Annotated in this window: 12 protein-coding genes and 2 pseudogenes; 8 read left to right on the forward strand and 6 right to left on the reverse strand. The window is 71.5% G+C overall.

Features of this window, described 5'->3' with window-relative positions; translation table 11 throughout:
• Positions 1-100 precede the first annotated feature (100 nt).
• From ACZ6S6_RS24050 to ACZ6S6_RS24070, 5 genes and pseudogenes are all read left to right on the forward strand, one after another.
• Entirely contained in the window at positions 101-1,168 is a 1,068-nt protein-coding gene (locus tag ACZ6S6_RS24050) for an ABC transporter ATP-binding protein (protein ID WP_362964420.1), read from the forward strand.
• Complete coding sequence (locus tag ACZ6S6_RS24055) at positions 1,165-1,815, forward strand: ABC transporter permease (protein WP_362964422.1); 651 nt, start codon at positions 1,165-1,167, stop codon at positions 1,813-1,815. The genes ACZ6S6_RS24050 and ACZ6S6_RS24055 overlap by 4 nt, the downstream gene beginning before the upstream one ends.
• Positions 1,816-1,821: 6 nt before the next feature.
• Positions 1,822-2,541: an ABC transporter permease gene (locus ACZ6S6_RS24060; protein ID WP_362964424.1), complete on the forward strand. Its 720-nt coding sequence runs from the start codon at positions 1,822-1,824 to the stop codon at positions 2,539-2,541.
• Positions 2,538-3,467, forward strand: a complete 930-nt coding sequence (locus tag ACZ6S6_RS24065) for an ABC transporter substrate-binding protein (protein WP_362964426.1) — start codon at positions 2,538-2,540, stop codon at positions 3,465-3,467. Before ACZ6S6_RS24060 ends, ACZ6S6_RS24065 begins: the two co-directional genes overlap by 4 nt.
• Before the next feature lie 58 nt (positions 3,468-3,525).
• A pseudogene (locus tag ACZ6S6_RS24070) lies at positions 3,526-3,702 on the forward strand (cytosine permease); the annotation flags it as partial.
• A 61-nt stretch (positions 3,703-3,763) separates the two neighbouring features.
• On the opposite strand, the gene ACZ6S6_RS24075 reads toward ACZ6S6_RS24070, so the two are convergent.
• From ACZ6S6_RS24075 to ACZ6S6_RS24095, 5 genes are all read right to left on the reverse strand, one after another.
• Positions 3,764-4,462 (reverse strand): DUF4232 domain-containing protein, encoded by a 699-nt coding sequence (locus ACZ6S6_RS24075; RefSeq protein ID WP_362964492.1) that lies wholly within the window; start codon positions 4,460-4,462, stop codon positions 3,764-3,766.
• Between the two features lie 260 nt (positions 4,463-4,722).
• Positions 4,723-5,181 (reverse strand): MarR family transcriptional regulator, encoded by a 459-nt coding sequence (locus ACZ6S6_RS24080; RefSeq protein WP_469706907.1) that lies wholly within the window; start codon positions 5,179-5,181, stop codon positions 4,723-4,725.
• A gap of 152 nt (positions 5,182-5,333) precedes the next feature.
• The gene (locus tag ACZ6S6_RS24085; RefSeq protein WP_469706881.1) at positions 5,334-6,029 is read right to left on the reverse strand and encodes a hypothetical protein; all 696 of its coding nucleotides are present in this window, start codon (positions 6,027-6,029) and stop codon (positions 5,334-5,336) included.
• Complete coding sequence (locus ACZ6S6_RS24090; protein WP_469706882.1) at positions 6,026-7,630, reverse strand: CHAT domain-containing protein; 1,605 nt, start codon at positions 7,628-7,630, stop codon at positions 6,026-6,028. Before ACZ6S6_RS24090 ends, ACZ6S6_RS24085 begins: the two co-directional genes overlap by 4 nt.
• The gene (locus ACZ6S6_RS24095) at positions 7,584-9,227 is read right to left on the reverse strand and encodes a hypothetical protein (protein ID WP_469706883.1); all 1,644 of its coding nucleotides are present in this window, start codon (positions 9,225-9,227) and stop codon (positions 7,584-7,586) included. The genes ACZ6S6_RS24090 and ACZ6S6_RS24095 overlap by 47 nt, the downstream gene beginning before the upstream one ends.
• 452 nt (positions 9,228-9,679) lie before the next feature.
• Between ACZ6S6_RS24095 and ACZ6S6_RS24100 the strand changes: the two genes are divergently transcribed.
• From ACZ6S6_RS24100 to ACZ6S6_RS24110, 3 genes are all read left to right on the forward strand, one after another.
• Positions 9,680-10,159 (forward strand): DUF6643 family protein, encoded by a 480-nt coding sequence (locus tag ACZ6S6_RS24100; protein WP_469706884.1) that lies wholly within the window; start codon positions 9,680-9,682, stop codon positions 10,157-10,159.
• Between the two features lie 410 nt (positions 10,160-10,569).
• Complete coding sequence (locus tag ACZ6S6_RS24105) at positions 10,570-11,178, forward strand: Rv1733c family protein (RefSeq protein ID WP_362964434.1); 609 nt, start codon at positions 10,570-10,572, stop codon at positions 11,176-11,178.
• Between the two features lie 223 nt (positions 11,179-11,401).
• A complete protein-coding gene (locus ACZ6S6_RS24110) occupies positions 11,402-13,834 on the forward strand; it encodes a right-handed parallel beta-helix repeat-containing protein (protein WP_362964436.1) in 2,433 nt (810 codons plus the stop codon).
• Here ACZ6S6_RS24110 and ACZ6S6_RS24115 read toward each other — a convergent pair.
• Positions 13,807-16,103, reverse strand: a pseudogene (locus tag ACZ6S6_RS24115) (hypothetical protein); the annotation flags it as partial. The gene ACZ6S6_RS24110 and the pseudogene ACZ6S6_RS24115 sit on opposite strands and share 28 nt — an antisense overlap.
• Positions 16,104-16,130: the final 27 nt, after the last annotated feature.

Raw genomic sequence — 16,130 nt, forward strand, 5'->3', positions numbered from 1 at the left:
CGCGGTCTTGCCCTACGGCCACTCGTCATCAGGGATTTACACCTGAGCGGCGACTGACTATTGACAATCTATTCAGACACCGAGAACTCTGCATGATGATATGCAGCCGGGCAAGGGACTCCACATGATCCAATTCGATACGGTCAACAAGCGCTTCCCGAACGGCACAACCGCGGTGCACGACCTCTCCCTGGAGATGCCGGAAGGAGGCGTGACCGTCCTCGTCGGATCTTCCGGTTGCGGCAAGACGACGGCACTCCGCATGATCAACCGAATGGTGGATCCGACCTCCGGGACGATCAGGGTCAACGGCAGGGACGTCCTGGAGCAGGACGCCGCCGAGCTGCGCCGCTCCATCGGCTACGTGATCCAGCAGTCCGGGCTCTTCCCCCACCGCACGGTCCTCGACAACATCGCGACCGTGCCGCTGCTGCTCGGCTGGGGCCGCAGGAAGGCACGGGCGCGGGCGGCGGAACTCCTGGAGACGGTCGGCCTCTCCCCCGACGCCGGGAAGCGCTACCCGCACCAGCTCTCCGGCGGCCAGCAGCAGCGGGTCGGTGTGGCCCGCGCGCTCGCCGCGGACCCGCCGGTGCTCCTGATGGACGAGCCGTTCGGTGCCGTCGACCCCGTGGTGCGCACCCAGCTCCAGGACGAGCTCCTGCGCCTCCAGAGGGAGTTGAACAAGACCATCGTCTTCGTCACGCACGACATAGACGAGGCCGTCCGGCTCGGCGACCGCATAGCCGTCTTCCGCACCGGTGGCCACCTCGTCCAGTGCGCGGGCCCCGCCGAACTGCTGGCCCGCCCCGCGGACGCGTTCGTCGCGGACTTCCTCGGCGCGGAGCGCGGCCTGAAGCTGCTGTCCCTGACCACACTGGCGGAGGTCACCCAGGAGCCCGCCCCCAAGGGCACCCGCTGGCAGCTGACCCTCGACGCCGCACGCAAGCCGCTGGCCTGGCGCGACACCGAGACCGAGGCGGAAGCCCCGGTCCGGCCGCTGCGGGACACGGACTCGCTCCTGTCGGCGCTCAACGAGTCGATCGCCGCGCCGAGCGCACTGGTCGCCCGCGTCGACGCCGAGGGCGTCCTCACCGGTGTGACGTCCCGCGAGGACATCCACGACCACGCGGGACGCGTCCACAGCGACGCGAGCACGGTGGCCGCGTGACCGTCGACTGGTCGTGGATATCCGACCACACCGGCGAGCTCACCACCCTGGCCCTCTCCCACCTCCAGGCCGCCCTCACCGCCGTACTCCTCGGCCTGATCGTCTCGCTCCCCCTGGCCGTCCTCGCGCACCGCGTACGCCGGCTGCGCGGACTCCTCCTCGGGCTGTCGAACATCCTGTTCACCATCCCGTCCATCGCCGTCTTCGTCCTCCTCCTGCCGGTCAGCGGGCTCACCCGCACCACCACCGTCATCGGCCTGACGATCTACACGCTCGTCGTGCTCCTGCGGAACACCGTCGAGGGTCTGGACTCCGTCCCCGCCAGGACGAAGGAGGCCGCGAAAGCCATGGGCGCCCGGCCGCTGCGCACCCTGCTCACCGTCGAACTCCCCCTCGCCCTCCCCGTGATCATGGCGGGCGTGCGGATCGCGACGGTGATGGCCATCTCCCTCGTCTCCGTGGCCACGTACATCGGGGACGGCGGGCTCGGGCAGCTCTTCACGGACGGGTTCCAGCGCAACTTCCCCACCCCCGTCATCGTCGGCGTCGTTCTGACCCTGCTCCTCGCGCTCGTCGCGGACGCGGCTCTCGTCGCCCTCCAGTACGTCCTGACTCCCTGGACCCACCGGCAGAAGCAGGGGGCCTGAGCGCTCATGTACGAACTCTTCAAGGATCTCGGCGCCTGGCTGGTCAGCAGTGAGCAGTGGACCGGGCCCGACGGCATCGGGCACCGCCTCGCCGAGCACCTCCAGTACTCGCTGCTCGCCACGCTGATCGCCGCCGCCATCGCACTGCCGGTCGGCCTGCTCATCGGGCACACCGGGCGTGGTGCCTTCCTCGCCATCAACCTCTCCAGCTTCGGGCGCGCACTGCCCACGGTCGGCCTCGTCGTACTGGTCTTCCTCGCCAGCGGCCTCTCGATGTGGCCCGTCTACATCGCCCTCGTGGCGCTCGCCGTCCCCTCGATCGTCACCAACACGTACGCCGGGATGACCGCTGTCGACCCCGAGGTGCGGGACGCCGCGCGCGGCCAGGGGATGCGCTGGCACCAGGTCCTCCTCCAGGTCGAACTGCCGCTCGCGCTCCCTCTGATCATGACCGGGCTCAGGCTCGCCCTCATCCAGGTCGTCGCGACGGCCACCATCGCCGCGTACGTCTCCTTCGGCGGACTCGGCCGGTACGTCTTCGACGGGCTGGCCCAGCGCGACCTCGTGCAGGTGCTCGGCGGCGCCGTGCTCGTGGCGGTCGTCGCGGTCGTCCTCGATCTCGCGCTCTCCGCACTCCAGCGCACCCTTTTCCTCCCCCATGGCCTCAAGGGCATGGGAGGTACCCCCATCCGCCCCGCCAAGCCGGCCCAGGAGCACACACGATGAACCGCAGAAACCTTCTCGGCGGACTCCTCGCCGCCGCCTCCGTCCCCGCGCTCGCCTCCTGCAGCGGCGGCGTCACCTCGCTCGACGGGCAGGGGTCAGGCGGCGGAGGCGGAGGCTCCAGCAAGGACGGCGTCACCATCGGCACCGCCAACTTCACCGAGAACCAGGTCCTCGGGTACCTCTACGCCGCCGCGCTCGAAGCGGCCGGTGTGAAGACCAAGGTCCGCCCCAACCTCGGCACCCGCGAGATCCTCATCCCCGCCCTCAAGGGCGGCGACATCGACCTCCTGCCCGAGTACCAGGGCGCCCTGCTGCACTACCTCGACACCAAGGCGGAGGCCTCGGAGGAGGGCGAGATGCAGAACGCCCTCGCCATGGCCCTCCCGAACGGCCTGCAGATCCTGCCCTACGGCAGGGCCGAGGACTCCGACGCGTTCGTCGTCACCCGGGAGACCGCCGTCAAGTACGGCCTCAAGTCCCTCGCCGACCTCGCCCGGCACAACGGGAAGCTCGTCATCGGCGCGGCGCCCGAGGTCAAGAAGCGCGCGGTGGGAGCGGTGGGCCTCAAGGACGTGTACGGCGTGGAGTTCAAGGAGTTCAAGTCCCTCGACTCCTCGGGGCCGCTGGTCAAGGGCGCGCTCAGGAAGGGGGACGTGGACGTCGCGAACCTCTTCACCACCGACACCGACATCGCCGCCGAGCACTGGGTCGTCCTCACCGATCCCAAGAACCTGGTCCCCGGCCAGCACGTCGTCCCGCTCATCGCCGACCGCAAGGCCGACTCCACGGTCCGCAAGGCGCTCGCCCGGCTCGGCAGCGCGCTGACGACCGAGGACCTCACCGAGCTCAACCGCCTGGTGGACAAGGACAAGAAGGACCCGCAGGACGTCGCGGGCGACTGGGCGGCACGGCACGGGATCAAGTAGCGGCCGCCGCCGGACCGCGGAGCGGGGGTTCGGGGTGCGCGGAGCGGTCGTTCCCCTCCTCCCGTTCCTCGCGGCGCACTTCTGCACGGGCCCGCTCGTGGATCCGCTGGGCGGCGCGGACGTCTCCTGGATGGCGGGCCCGGTGGTCCCCGCCGCCCTGTACTGGCTGCCGGCCCGCCACGACACCTCACACGTCCCGGAGGAGACGCGGTACGCCCCGGTGCCTTCGAAGTAGCTCCCGCCGTCACCTTCTTCGTGGCGCCGCGACGGGCCGTCGGCCGTACCGTCCCGGTTCGTCAGACGATGGCGGGGACGGTTTCGGCACTGCTGGTGGACCAGTTGGTGACGATGGGCTTGTCGACGTTGGCGGGCTCGGGGAGCTTGAGCTCGGCGGGGTCGGGGTCGTCCTCGGTGACGGCGATGATGACGTTCTCGAATTCCTTGCCGTCATTGCTCTTGGTCGTCTTGGGGCTGATTCCGGTGTACGCGACGCTGGAGCCGCTGAGCTTGATGGGGTCCTCGCCACCCTGTCCGACTGGAGAGGCGAGACCGTCGGCGCCGGATCCGAAGGACACGCTGGGGGTGTTGGTGTCCAGGTAGCAGGTGATGCCGGACTTGGCCTGGGCCGTGACGAGGTAGTAGCCGCCGGCCTGGGACTCCGAAGAGACCGTGAAATCCAGGTCGTTGGTGCCGCAGGACTGCCCGTAGCCGCTCTTCCCGCCGTCGCCGGAGCCGGCCTTGTCGCCGCCTGAGCCGGACTTGTCGCCGGAGCCGGCCTTGTCCTCTCCGGAGCCGGACTTGTCGCCGGAACCGCTGGTGGAGGGGCTGTCGCTGGAGGGGCTGTCGCTCCCTCTGCTGCCGGTGGAGGGGGCCGCGGAGCTGCCGGTGTCCGCGACGTCGTCGGGGCCGCAGGCGGTGGCGGTGACGGCGAGGGCCGTTACGGCCGCGGCGGCCAGGACGAGACGGGCGGAACGGGCGGCGAGACGCGAACGCATCATGATCTCCAGCGGCTTTCGGTTGCGATGTTTCCTGCTGCACCGATGACACTAGGGCCGAGTCGATCCTCAAATGATCCTGTAAATGTCCAGGTTCTGTTTCAGCAACCTCGGTTCCAGGAATCGGCGTTGGCTTGCGCCGACCACAGCTCAAGGGGCTCGTCCGGCGCCAAGTCCCAGAACCGCGACCGGCACCTGGTCCGACCACTGACTGCCCTGCTGCACGATCAGCGTGCCGTCGTCCTGCCGCCCGGCCCGTTTCACGACCGCAGGCGGCCCACCGTCTCGGGCGTGAGGTGCTGGGCGAGCACGTCGAGGGCCGCCGCTACCTCGCGCAGCCGCTCGGGGTCGTCCGTGCCGAGTGCGGTGGCCAGCGCGTCGCCGATCCGGGACGCCCGGACCTCGGAAACCCACTCGGACACGTCGGGCGCCCGTCGGATCAACTGCCGTCTGCCGTCGGCCGGGTCGGGCGCGGTCACGATCGACCCCGCGTCCCTCAGACGTGCCACGGTGCCCGAGACCTGGCTCTGGGGCAGGCCCGTGCGCACGGCGATCTCGCTCACCGAGGTGTCGGGGTGACCGAGGAGGTCACTCAGCACGACGAGGGCCGCGCGGGTGCCGACGCGAGGGGTGTCGGCACTCGGAGGCAACTCCGGGAGTGCCTCCTCCCCGATCTTCATGAGGGTCCGGCCGAGCAGGAACAACTGGACCGGGGTCATCGAGGAGCTCATGACCCGCACGCTACTCCCACTCCATCATTGACGATGCATCCCCATTGATGTATCGGAACAGACGCACTGAGCCGTCCGCGGCGGACATGCCGTGGGCGAGCGTGAGCTGAGCCCGTACCCGCGCCGGGGCGATTGGATGGTCAGCTCTGCCGGCGCAGATCGATGGTCCGCAACGCGGCAGGGAGATCCGCCCGATAGGGAATCAGGCCGAAACGCCGGTGCTTGATGGTGGCTGCCACCGTCACCCGGGCCCGCACGGGAGCGCCGGCGGTGGCCTTGACGATCAGTGTGAAGGTCTCGTCGCCGATCAGGGGGTGCCTGCTGGTGGGCTGGATGCGCCATTCCGGGTCGCTGTCCCTTTCGCCCATTCCGATGACGCACAGGTCCTCCCGGCCTTGTCCGGGGGTGAGTTCGAGGCTGGTCTCGACGATCGCGAGCTTGGCGCTGAGCGCGATGGTGGTTGCTCGCTCCACCGGGTGGGAGCGCTTCTTGGGAGAGATCGACCAGGCGATCGGCTGCCGGTCGGCAGGCTCATCAGGGGACTCCAGGAGAACGCCGACGGCTGCGTCGGCGAAGGGGTCGCCGTTCGCCGGTGGGCGGAAGGCACACGTGAGACTGAGGAGGAGATAGTCGCTGTACGAGGCCTCCGAGGTCAGGAAACTCAGCCACTCCGCCTCGCCCGCGGCTGCTTCCTCGGCCGTCAGTGGGTGGGCGATGGCGGTGCTGAGGGAGACCCGGCCCGCGATGCGGTGCTGCGGGGCAGGCGACTGCAGCCGGGGCACCTCCACCAGATCGATCGCGTGGAGCGGGGTCAGGGGCAGTTCAAGCCGGGTCACGAGGCAGCTCCGTGGTTCGAGTCCGAAGGGCGCCAGTCGCCGATGAAGCAGAACGAGCCCCAGTCCCGGTATTCCGGATGGCGGGCGCGGACGGCCGACTGGGCGGCGCGGAAGGCGGCGCGGCGGTCCGGTGTCCGAGCGAGGCGCTCGTAGAGCGTCCCGAAGAACTCCGTGGCCACCTGGGGGTGGACCGGCCACAGGCACCCGATGACCGCGGAGGCGCCGGCCGAGAGGAACGCGGCGGGCAGGCCGCGCAGATTGTCGTTGACGTCGAAGCGGCCCAGAGCGGATTCGCAGGAGCTCATCGTCACGAGTTCGACCCCCCGCAGGTCGGCCTGGAGTACGTCGTGGGCGAAGACGCGGCCGTCGTTGTCCGGATCCGGCGACAGGAAGAGGCACTGGTACCACGACGCCCACTCGTTGTGCGCCCCGTGCGCGGCCACGTGGACGTACCGTGCGTCGGCGAGTTCGGTGAGCAGCCGGCGCGGCGTCGCCGCGGTCCCCAGCACCGCCTGACCGCCCATCGCCGCGGCGACCTGGGCGGCGTGTGTCTCCAGGCCGTCCTGGGCGAGGAGACCGTGCCGGGCGCCCCCTGCCGCGGATGCGAAGGCGACGAGCCCACGTCCGGGGGGACGGTGACGGCCGGGCGCCGGAGTCCGGAGGAAGCCCAGGCTCAGCACCTGAGTGACGGTCCAGTCCTCGGCGAGGGGAGCGCCGTTGACCTCCAGCAGGTGGTACGGGAGGTAGTGCAACGGGCCGTTGGGCCAGATGCACAGATGCCGCTTCCCCCGGGCCCGCCAGCGATCCAGGGAAGCGGCGAAGGCCGCCAGATGCGGGACGCTGTCCTGCCTGAGCTGTCTCTGTGCCTCACGGCTGACCGGCCGGTGCAACGGGTCCGCGACGACGGCGTGTCGCAGGGCCGCGACATGGAAGGCCACGGGGTGGGCGGAAAGGGTGTGTGCCGCGCGTGTGAAGCGAATGAGCCCGGCTTCGAACTCCGACAGGAGCACGGTGTGGTGCTCCATCTCGTCCCGGGTCACAGCCAGGCCGGACAGCGAGGTCACTGGTACCTCGGAGCCGTCCCGGTGGGCGTGGCCGAGGTACAGCGAGAGCAGCACCGTGTCCTCGGTCAGGAGCGCCTGCAACTCGTCAGGGAACATCATCGGCATCCGGTCCGTCGATCCGGTGGCGAGGAGTTCCTGACTGATCCAGCGGTCGGCGGCGCGCTGCATGTTGCGGTGCTCCGTCTCGGCGTCGCCCCCGAGTTCGGACTCGCCTGTGCCCACGTAGAAGAGCATGGCGTCTTCGGCGCTCGGCAGTTCGGGCTCGCTCAAGGGTCCGGACAGCGCCGGCTCTTCCGCCGTGATCCGGGCCAGTAGTCGCGAGAGCCTGGGGGACGGTGCGAATGGACCGGGCCGTGCGGCGATGACCGTGAAGTCAAGTCCCTTGGCAGCTTGGTGAATCGCGAGCATCAGGCCGTAGGAGATGGTGGGTCCGCTCAGTTTGAGGACCAGCTGCTGGTACAGATCCCTCAGCTTCCAGCCGATGACCTCGTCAACGCCGCCCCGCAGCCATACGGAGGCAGGGATCAGTGCCGCCACGGCTTCGCCGGCACTGCTCTCGTCGGCTGCCAGGGCACTGCGTAGAGAGTCCCGACATCTCTCCCACGTAGGGGCTGACGCGCAGCAGCCCCGCGGCGAACAGCGTCTCCGCGAGTTCGACGATGTCCTCGGCGCGGTCGCTGCCGCGCAGAACGGAGATCTGCTCGTCCGCGACGGCACAGGCGCGACGGAAGAGCAGCCCGTCGGCCACCTCGGTCAGCGCGAACCGTCCGGCCTCGACGTAGGCGTCGGCCGCCCACCACCACGGCCCGCCGTGTCCGGCGCCCCAACGGGAGCGCGCGGCTTCCAGGGCGAGGGTGAGCGCCGGCACCGCGTCGTGCGGCTCGCCGGCCGCCACGAGACGCATGGCCCCGGACACCACGGAGCCGATGGCGGCCTCCGAGAGGTCGAGGGACTGGTCCTTCACCCGCCGTACGGCCTCGCTCTCGGAGACGACGCGCGACGAGAGCTGCGCAGCGAGACGGACCAGGGCTTCGGCCTGGCGCCGTACCGCGGCACCGTCCGGACGGGCCGCCGGGCCGTCCTCGGCGGCATGGGCGGCATGGGTGTTGCCGGCCGGCGGGACCACGGTGGCCCGGCGGGCGCGGGACGTCCGCTCAAGAAGGAGCCTCATGGCTCTGCTCAGACAGGCCAGGTGTGGCTCACGGTCAGCGCCATCCGTCAGGTCAACCGCGCGGCGTAGCCACCCGACTGCTTCCCTCAGCACCGGTACGGCGCTGTCCTCGTCACCGGCCGTCCCGTCCGCCGCTTCCACGCGACGGCCGAGAGTCGAACCGAGTCCGGCGGCCGCGCTCGCATACGCGGACGCGTCCCCGGCGGCGTCCGCGAGAGCATCCCGATAGGCCCTCTCGGCTCGGGTGAGATCCGCGTGGTCGCCCGCAACCTCGAAGCGCCCTACAAGGGCCGCGGCGAAGGATCGTCCGCGTCCGGCACGCCGCGCGGGGGACGGCTCCGGGAGAGCCGCGACCCGGCCCAGCAGCTCCACCGCAGCGGCCGCGTCCGCACGCCGTTCCGCCGCGGGACGGCCGGGAAGAGCCGCGCGTCGATGGAACGCGAGACCATGGATGGTGTCCCGGTACGAGTTGTCATCGCTGTCGGCGACAGTCCGGATCAGACCGATGGCCTGGTCGAGGGCAGCGATGTCGCCCTGCTGCTCACCGTCGACGACCAGATCCGCCGCGTGTTCCAGCGGGTCGCTCCACGGGTGGTATCCGGTCTCATCGGCGAGCCGGGGCCACAACTCGCGGGGCACTCGCCGGCGATCGATCAGGTAGAGCAGTCCGAATACGCCGATCGCTGTCTCCAGGTCCCGGACGGCCGGGTCTTCGGCAGCAGGGTCTTGGGCGGCGGGATCTCGGGCGGCCGGGGCGCGCCTGTGCGCCGAGGACCGGGCCCAATAGAACGCGGCAATGGTGTGCAGTACATCGGGGTCGGCCGCTTCTGGTCGGCTGTCCACCGAAGCGAAGAGTTCCGCCGCGACAGCCAAGGCATCGTGTTCGAGCACGATCCGGGGGTCCCCGCCGGTGCCGAACTCCCGTACTCGAGCGGCCAACTCGCTATGAAGCGCGTCCTCCACGAATCCCCCTGACCGTTGGAGTACTCATCGTAGTGAAAGCGGCACTCTCAGCGCCTCTCGTTCGGATCCGGCTGGGCTCGCGGCACCCTCCGAAAGGCTTTCCGGCAACGCGAGTCACGCCCGGTGGACCGCGTCTGCAGCCCCCTGCCGTATGCGCCGCACACCTCTCGCTTTGACCAAGCGCTATTCGCGTCCTGCCGAGTGCCTCGGTGTTGTTCCAGTTCGCTGTCCCAGGCAGGCGCGTGCGCGCTACTCACCGATGATCCGCCGGACACGCCCTGGTAGCGCCTCCGTCACTTCTTGTCAGCCACCGGTTCCTGCACAAAAAACCCCTCTCTTAACGGAGCCTTTAACAATGTCCTGGCAGGCCAGCAGGGCAGAATCAGCGTAAAACGGATAACCCCAAGATTGGGGCTCCCCAATCGGCACATCGTGGGCTTAACTTAGGTGGCATGACCTCCCCTCGCTCCACCTACGGCGGCGGCTACTACGCCGCACCGTCGTTCCCTGACACTCCGATCTACGACTCGCTGGTCGCGGAGCGGGGCACCCCTCAGATCGCGCCGATCCGAGTTCCTGCCGCCTACGACACCGGTAACAGCTATCTGCCGGCGCTCCCGGCGGCCCTGCCGGCTCTCCCGGCGGCGCCCTCCCAGCCCGCTCCGTCGTACGGCTACCAGCAGCCGGCGGCGGCGCAGCAGGGCTACGCGCCGATGCAGCCGGCGCATCTGCAGCACGCCCCGGCGCCGTACATCCCGCAGCAGCCGGCCGCCGGCCGCGGCGGCTACCAGCCGCCGCCGCAACAGCAGCAGCCCCGGCCCGCGCCGGGTACCGGCTACGAGTCGATGCGTCCGGCCTCGCCGCGGCCGGCTCCCGCGCAGTCCCCGTACGAGGACCCGTACAACCGCCCGTACCAGGGCCGGGGGTACTGAGGGAGCACTGAGCGGGGGGCTGAGGGAGTACTGCCGACAGGCGGCGGGCTGTCCGCGGTGGCTGGCAGAATGGGCGCATGCGCCCTGCCGTACCGAGTGCCGTCCGCATCCGTCAGTTCGCAGTGCCGGCGGCACATGCGACCGGCGAGACCGAAGTCGAGCCATGGGGACTCGACGGCGGCCCTCGCCGGATACCCGCCGATGCCGTCGGCCGGACCGTCACGCGACGTCAGCGGCCGCCCCTGGCACCGGAGGTGTCCGCCGCGTCCCTGCCGGGCGGCCTCGCGCCCACGGGAACTCCGGGGGCCGGCCGCCGCGTTGGACGGGGTGGGGTCGCACTCTCCTCGCCGCTCCGGCGCGCGGACCGCACCGTATCGGGTTGAGACGGATACGGAAGGGGGTGCAGGACCGTGCGGGCACTTCCGGGAGTCTGGCGTTGGCGGCACAACCCTCTGCGCCGCGCCACGGACCGGTGCGAGGCGTGGGTGGCACTGGCCGCGTTCGTGCTGCTCGTGCTGGCGGCGCCGGCGGCCGGCTTCTTCTTCGGCTCGCGCACCGACGACGTGTTGCAGGAAGCCGTGCGGGCCCAGCACGCCCGGAGCCATCTCACCACCGCCGTGGTGGTACGCCGGGCGGCGGGTTCACGGCACTTCGTCGCCGACCCCGAGATCTCCGCCGACCGGGCGGCCCTGACCACGGTGCCGGCCCGCTGGCAGGCGCCGGACGGCACGGTCCGCAGCGCCACGGTGACGACCTCCTCGCGCCACACCGCACCCGGGGACCGGGTACGGATCTGGACCGACCGGGAAGGGCATCCCGCGCTGCGCCCGATGGACGCGCCGACGGCGCACACCCATGCCGCGCTGGCCGGATTCGGCGCCGCGATGCTGGCCGCCCTGCTGATCGAGGCCGGACGGCGTCTGATCGTATGGCGCATGGTGCGGCAGCGGTACGAGCGGCTCGACCGGGCATGGGCCAGGGCCGGTCCGGACTGGGGCAGGACGGGCACCGGCAGCTGAGGACCGTCCCGCAATCCCTGGCGGGCGCGCGTGGTCCGCTCCATGATCCAGTCTGGTCCGGGCGAAACACCCCAGGGTGCTGATCGGGTCAACTCCCGCCCTCCGCGCGCGCTACGGTGGACCGGCCCGCCCGTCACTTCGGCAGGCGGACCCCGGACGGTCACTGCCGCGAGGCCGGTGACCCGGGCATCACACACGCACGAGGCGGGGGCACGACAGCGCCATGGCACAGGGCACGGTCCAGGTGACGCACACCGGCACATCGCGGTGGCGGCGCCGCACTGGCGAATACGCCTCCCTCACCGCGGCTCTGGAAGCGGCGGCGGACGGTGATGTGCTCACCGTCGCACCGGGCACCTACCGGGAGAATCTGGTCATCGCCCGCGCGGTGACGCTGCGCGGGCCCGAGGGCTCGCTCGGATCCGTCCGGATCGCACCCGCCGACGGCGTACCGCTGACCCTGCGCGCCTCCGCCGTCGTCCAGGATCTGCATGTGGAGGGCCAGGACTCGGCGGCCCCCGCCCTGCTGATCGAGGAAGGCGCTCCGGAACTCGCGGACCTGCGGATCGTGACCCGCTCGGCCGCCGGTATCGAGGTGCGTGGTGCGGCCCGGCCGACCGTGCGCCGCTGCACCGTCGACAATCCGGCCGGCGTCGGCATCGCCGTACTCGACGGCGCGGGCGGTGTGTTCGAGGAGTGCGAGGTCGTCTCGGCCGGACAGTCGGGTGTCTCGGTGCGCGACGGCGCACATCCCCGGCTGGAGCGCTGCCGTGTCCACCACTCCTCGGGAGCCGGTCTGTCCGTCACGGGGGAGGGCAGCGGCCTCGAGGCGGTCGGCTGCGAGATCTACGAGATCAAGGGCAGCGGAATACAGGTGGCCGCCCGCGCCTCCGCCCACCTCACCGACTGCACGGTGCACCGCACGTCCGCGGACGGCGTCACCCTCGACACCGACGCGGTGCTCACCCTGGCCGACTGCGACATCCACGACATCCCGGAGAACGCGGTGGACCTGCGTTCGCGCTCGGTCCTCACCCTGACCCGCTCCACCGTGCGCCGGTTCGGCCGCAACGGACTCTCTGTCTGGGACCCGGGCACCCGGGTCGACGCCAACCAGTGCGAGATCCACGACAGTACGGGCGACTACCCGGCGGTCTGGGTCAGCGACGGGGCGACGGTGATACTGGACTCCTGCCGCGTCCACGACGTGCCGGACGCCATCTTCGTGCTCGACCGGGGCTCGCGCGCCGACGTCGTGGACAGCGATCTGTCCCAGGTCCGCAATACGGCGGTGTCGGTCAGCGACGGGGCGACGGCGCAGCTCGACGACTGCCGCATCCGGGAGGCGTCCACCGGTGCCTGGTTCCGTGACCACGGGAGCGGCGGCACCCTGAACAACTGCACCATCGACGCCGCCCAGACGGGCGTGATCGTCACCAAGGGCGCCGATCCGACGATCGAGCGCTGCACGGTCACCTCGCCCGCCGAGGCGGGTTTCTATGTGTCGGCCGAGGGGCGCGGCACCTTCCACGGCTGCCGGGTCACCGGGAGCGAGGGCTACGGCTTCCATGTGATGGACGGCTGCCGCACGACGCTCACCCGCTGCCGTACCGAGCGGTGTGCCCGCGGCGGTTACGAGTTCGCGGAGGGCGGTTCGCACGCTGACGGTTCCGGCATCGGTCCGGTCGTGGAGGACTGCACCAGCGACGAGAGCGCGCTGCGCACCGCCACTCCCCCGCCGCCCACGGTCCTGACGGCGACCCAGACGACGCCGGGGCTGCTCGGCGGGGTCCCGGCGCCGCGTGCGGTCGAGCCCGCCGCGGCGGAGACGCCGGCCGAGCCCGCGCGTACCTCCGGGGCGGTCCTGGGTGAACTGGACACCCTGGTCGGCCTCGACAGCGTAAAGCGTGAGGTGCGCGCACTCACCGACATGATCGAGGTGGGCCGGCGGCGCCAGGAGGCCGGGCTCAAGGCGGCCTCGGTCCGCCGCCACCTCGTCTTCACCGGCTCCCCCGGCACCGGCAAGACCACCGTGGCCAGGCTGTACGGCGAGATCCTGGCCTCCCTCGGTGTACTGGAGCGGGGCCATCTGGTCGAGGTGTCCCGGGTCGATCTGGTCGGCGAGCACATCGGCTCGACCGCCATCCGTACCCAGGAGGCCTTCGACCGGGCGCGCGGCGGGGTGCTGTTCGTCGACGAGGCGTACGCCCTGTCCCCCGAGGACTCCGGCCGGGACTTCGGCCGCGAGGCGATCGACACGCTCGTGAAGCTGATGGAGGACCACCGGGACGCGGTGGTCGTCATCGTCGCCGGGTACACCCACGAGATGGAGCGGTTCCTCACCGTCAACCCCGGTGTGGCCTCCCGTTTCTCGCGGACCATCACCTTCAGCGACTACGAGCCGCGGGAGCTGCTGCGGATCGTCGAGCAGCAGACCGAGGAGCAGGAGTACAGCCTCGCGTCCGGGACCGACGAGGCGCTGCTGAAGTACTTCACCGAGCTCCCCAAGGGGCCCGCGTTCGGCAACGGCCGCACCGCCCGGCAGACCTTCGAGTCGATGGTGGAGCGGCATGCGGGCCGGGTCGCCCAGCTCGCCGAGACGAGCACGGACGACCTCACCCTGCTGTATCCGGAGGACCTCCCGGAACTTCCCTGAGCACCTGGCGGGACTCCTCGCCCTCGGCCTGACGGGGCAGGAGCGGGGCCAGCCGTTCCAGGAGCGCGGCCCGCTCCTGGGCGAAGACCGGGTCCGCCTGGTAGTCGGAGTGGCCCAGCACCGGTTCGGGCAGGGGGTGTTCGGGGGTACGCCCGTAGACCAGCGGGTCCTTCAGCGGGCCCCGGTCCACCTCGGGCCCGGACTCCTCGCCGAGCCTGACCTCGCCGCCGATGGGGTCGGTGGCCCGCCACAGATTGCGCCAGCAGTGCACCGAGCGGTGCAGCCCGTCCAGTTGGGCGGGGCCGAAATAGGCGGGGAACCAGCGCCCGTAGAGCCGCTCGATCGGTGAGCCGTAGGTCAGCAGGGCGACTCTGCGACGGGTCTCGGCGGGCAGTTGCCAGACCGCGGACGCGGCGAGGACGCTGCCCTGGGAGTGGCCGGAGATGACGAGCCTGCCGCGGGTCCGTGCGGTCCAGCCGGACATGCGTGAGGCCAGGTCGGGGACGGCGCGCTCGGCGTAGCAGGGCGGCGCGAAGGGGTGTGCGGCGCGCGGCCAGAACGTGCCGACGTCCCAGAGGATGCCGATGGTGCGCCGGGCGGAGGCGTCCCGGTAGGCGCGCCGGCCGCAGGCGACGAAGACCAGGAATCCGAAGCCGATCATCCAGGAGCCGGTCGACTGCGCCGCCTCGGCCACCGATTCGACGAAGGGGCCGCTGCCGTCCATCGCGAGCCCGGGAACCTGTCCGCTCGCCCAGGCACCGCCGACCGCGGCGGTGCCGAGCAGCAGGGCGGCGGTCGAGACCAGGCCGACCATGCCGGGCGCGGAGTCGGTGAGCGCGGCCGTGGCGCGGGTCCGGGCGATCTGTTTGGTACGGGCGGGGTCGGGCCGTACCTCCTCGTACTCCGCGTCGACAGCGGGCTCCAGCCGGCGGGCGGTGAGGCAGGTCCGTACGCCGAGCGCGATGCCGGGAACCAGGAGCAGCACCAGCAGCACGGGGATGACGGAGGCCTGCCAGCTGAGCAGCACCGGCGGTCCGGTGATGACGGCGCTGCGGTCCATTCCGGGGCTGCCGGGCCCGTCGAGCCAGTCGGCGACGCGCTGGGCCACCCCGCCGGTCATCACGCCGCCGAGCGCGCAGGCGAGCATCGCGACCGCGGGGCCGCCGAGTCCGTGCATCACGGTGCGCGGTTCGGGGCTGCGCCGGTACAGGCTCCACGCCACCGCGGCGAGGGCGACGACGAGGGCGCCCTGGGCGAGGGTGACGACGCGGAACGTGATGTCGCCGGGGAGCGTGCCGTGCGAGGCCCAGCCGGGGCGGGACCAGGCGGCGTGCACCGAGGCGACGACGAGGAGGGTCAGCGCGGCCCCGGGCAGGTAGGTGATGACGGCGCGGTCGAGCCGGTTGTCGAGGCGCCGTTCGCTGCGGCCGCGCCGGCAGACGACCCAGAGCACCACGAGCATGGCCAGGACGAGCAGCGCCTCGATCAGCCGGCCGTACACGGCGGGCACCGGTCCCTCGGCGGCACGGTCGTGCCGGGCCGTGGCGCCCGCGACGGAGGCGGTGACGGTCAGGAACCCGGCGGCGGTGTGGGCGGCGCGCAGCCGGGCGACCAGCCGGCGCCCGAACCAGAATCCGGGGCGCCCGAGCGCGGGCCGCAGGGGCTCGGCGGGGGCGGCACCGGTCTCGGGGGCGGTGCCCGGCTCGCCGTCGTCGGGGACCGTTCCGGTCAGCGGGCGCTGGGACTCGTAGGCGCTCCAGGTGCGGTTGGACAGGTACCAGAGCAGTCCCACCAGTGCGGCCGGCACCAGCGCGGCGAGCGCGAGCCGCCGGCCCGGCTGGGACCACCAGCCGCCCTGCGCGGTGGACAGGAATCCCAGCCACGACCGCTGGTTGGAACACCCCCGCGCCCCGGCGCACTGCCAGGCCGTCAGGTCGAGCGCGACCTCGCAGGCCGCGGCCGTCAGCAGGACGGTGAGGCTCAGCGCGACGAGCCGGACGAGCGCCCCGTACAGCCGAATGGTGCGGGGGCGGGCGGTGGCGGCCGGGCGCATCCAGTGGGCGAGGTTGATCACCATGAACGGGAGCAGCAGGAGCCACAGGGCCCGGGAGCCGTTGCCGGATGTGAGGTTGGACCAGCAGTAGGCCTCGGGGATGGGCCGGTCCCGGTACAGCTCGGGGTGCTGCTCCGCGTCGATGTCGTCGGAACGCCGGTATATGGCGGCGGTGGCGTCACCGGTGACCCGGACCGTGCGCGGGTCGACGAGCATCTCCTGGGGCGTGGCCCCGCCGACACC

The sequence above is a fragment of the Streptomyces sp. NPDC048671 genome (assembly GCF_055587045.1).

Coding starts and splice junctions, on each gene's coding strand:
- ACZ6S6_RS24050 (WP_362964420.1), top strand. CDS start 101: ATGCAGCCGGGCAAGGGACTCCACATGATCCAATTCGATACGGTCAAC.
- ACZ6S6_RS24060 (WP_362964424.1), top strand. CDS start 1,822: ATGTACGAACTCTTCAAGGATCTCGGCGCCTGGCTGGTCAGCAGTGAG.
- ACZ6S6_RS24065 (WP_362964426.1), top strand. CDS start 2,538: ATGAACCGCAGAAACCTTCTCGGCGGACTCCTCGCCGCCGCCTCCGTC.
- ACZ6S6_RS24075 (WP_362964492.1), bottom strand. CDS start 4,462: ATGCGTTCGCGTCTCGCCGCCCGTTCCGCCCGTCTCGTCCTGGCCGCC.
- ACZ6S6_RS24080 (WP_469706907.1), bottom strand. CDS start 5,181: ATGACCCCGGTCCAGTTGTTCCTGCTCGGCCGGACCCTCATGAAGATC.
- ACZ6S6_RS24100 (WP_469706884.1), top strand. CDS start 9,680: ATGACCTCCCCTCGCTCCACCTACGGCGGCGGCTACTACGCCGCACCG.
- ACZ6S6_RS24110 (WP_362964436.1), top strand. CDS start 11,402: ATGGCACAGGGCACGGTCCAGGTGACGCACACCGGCACATCGCGGTGG.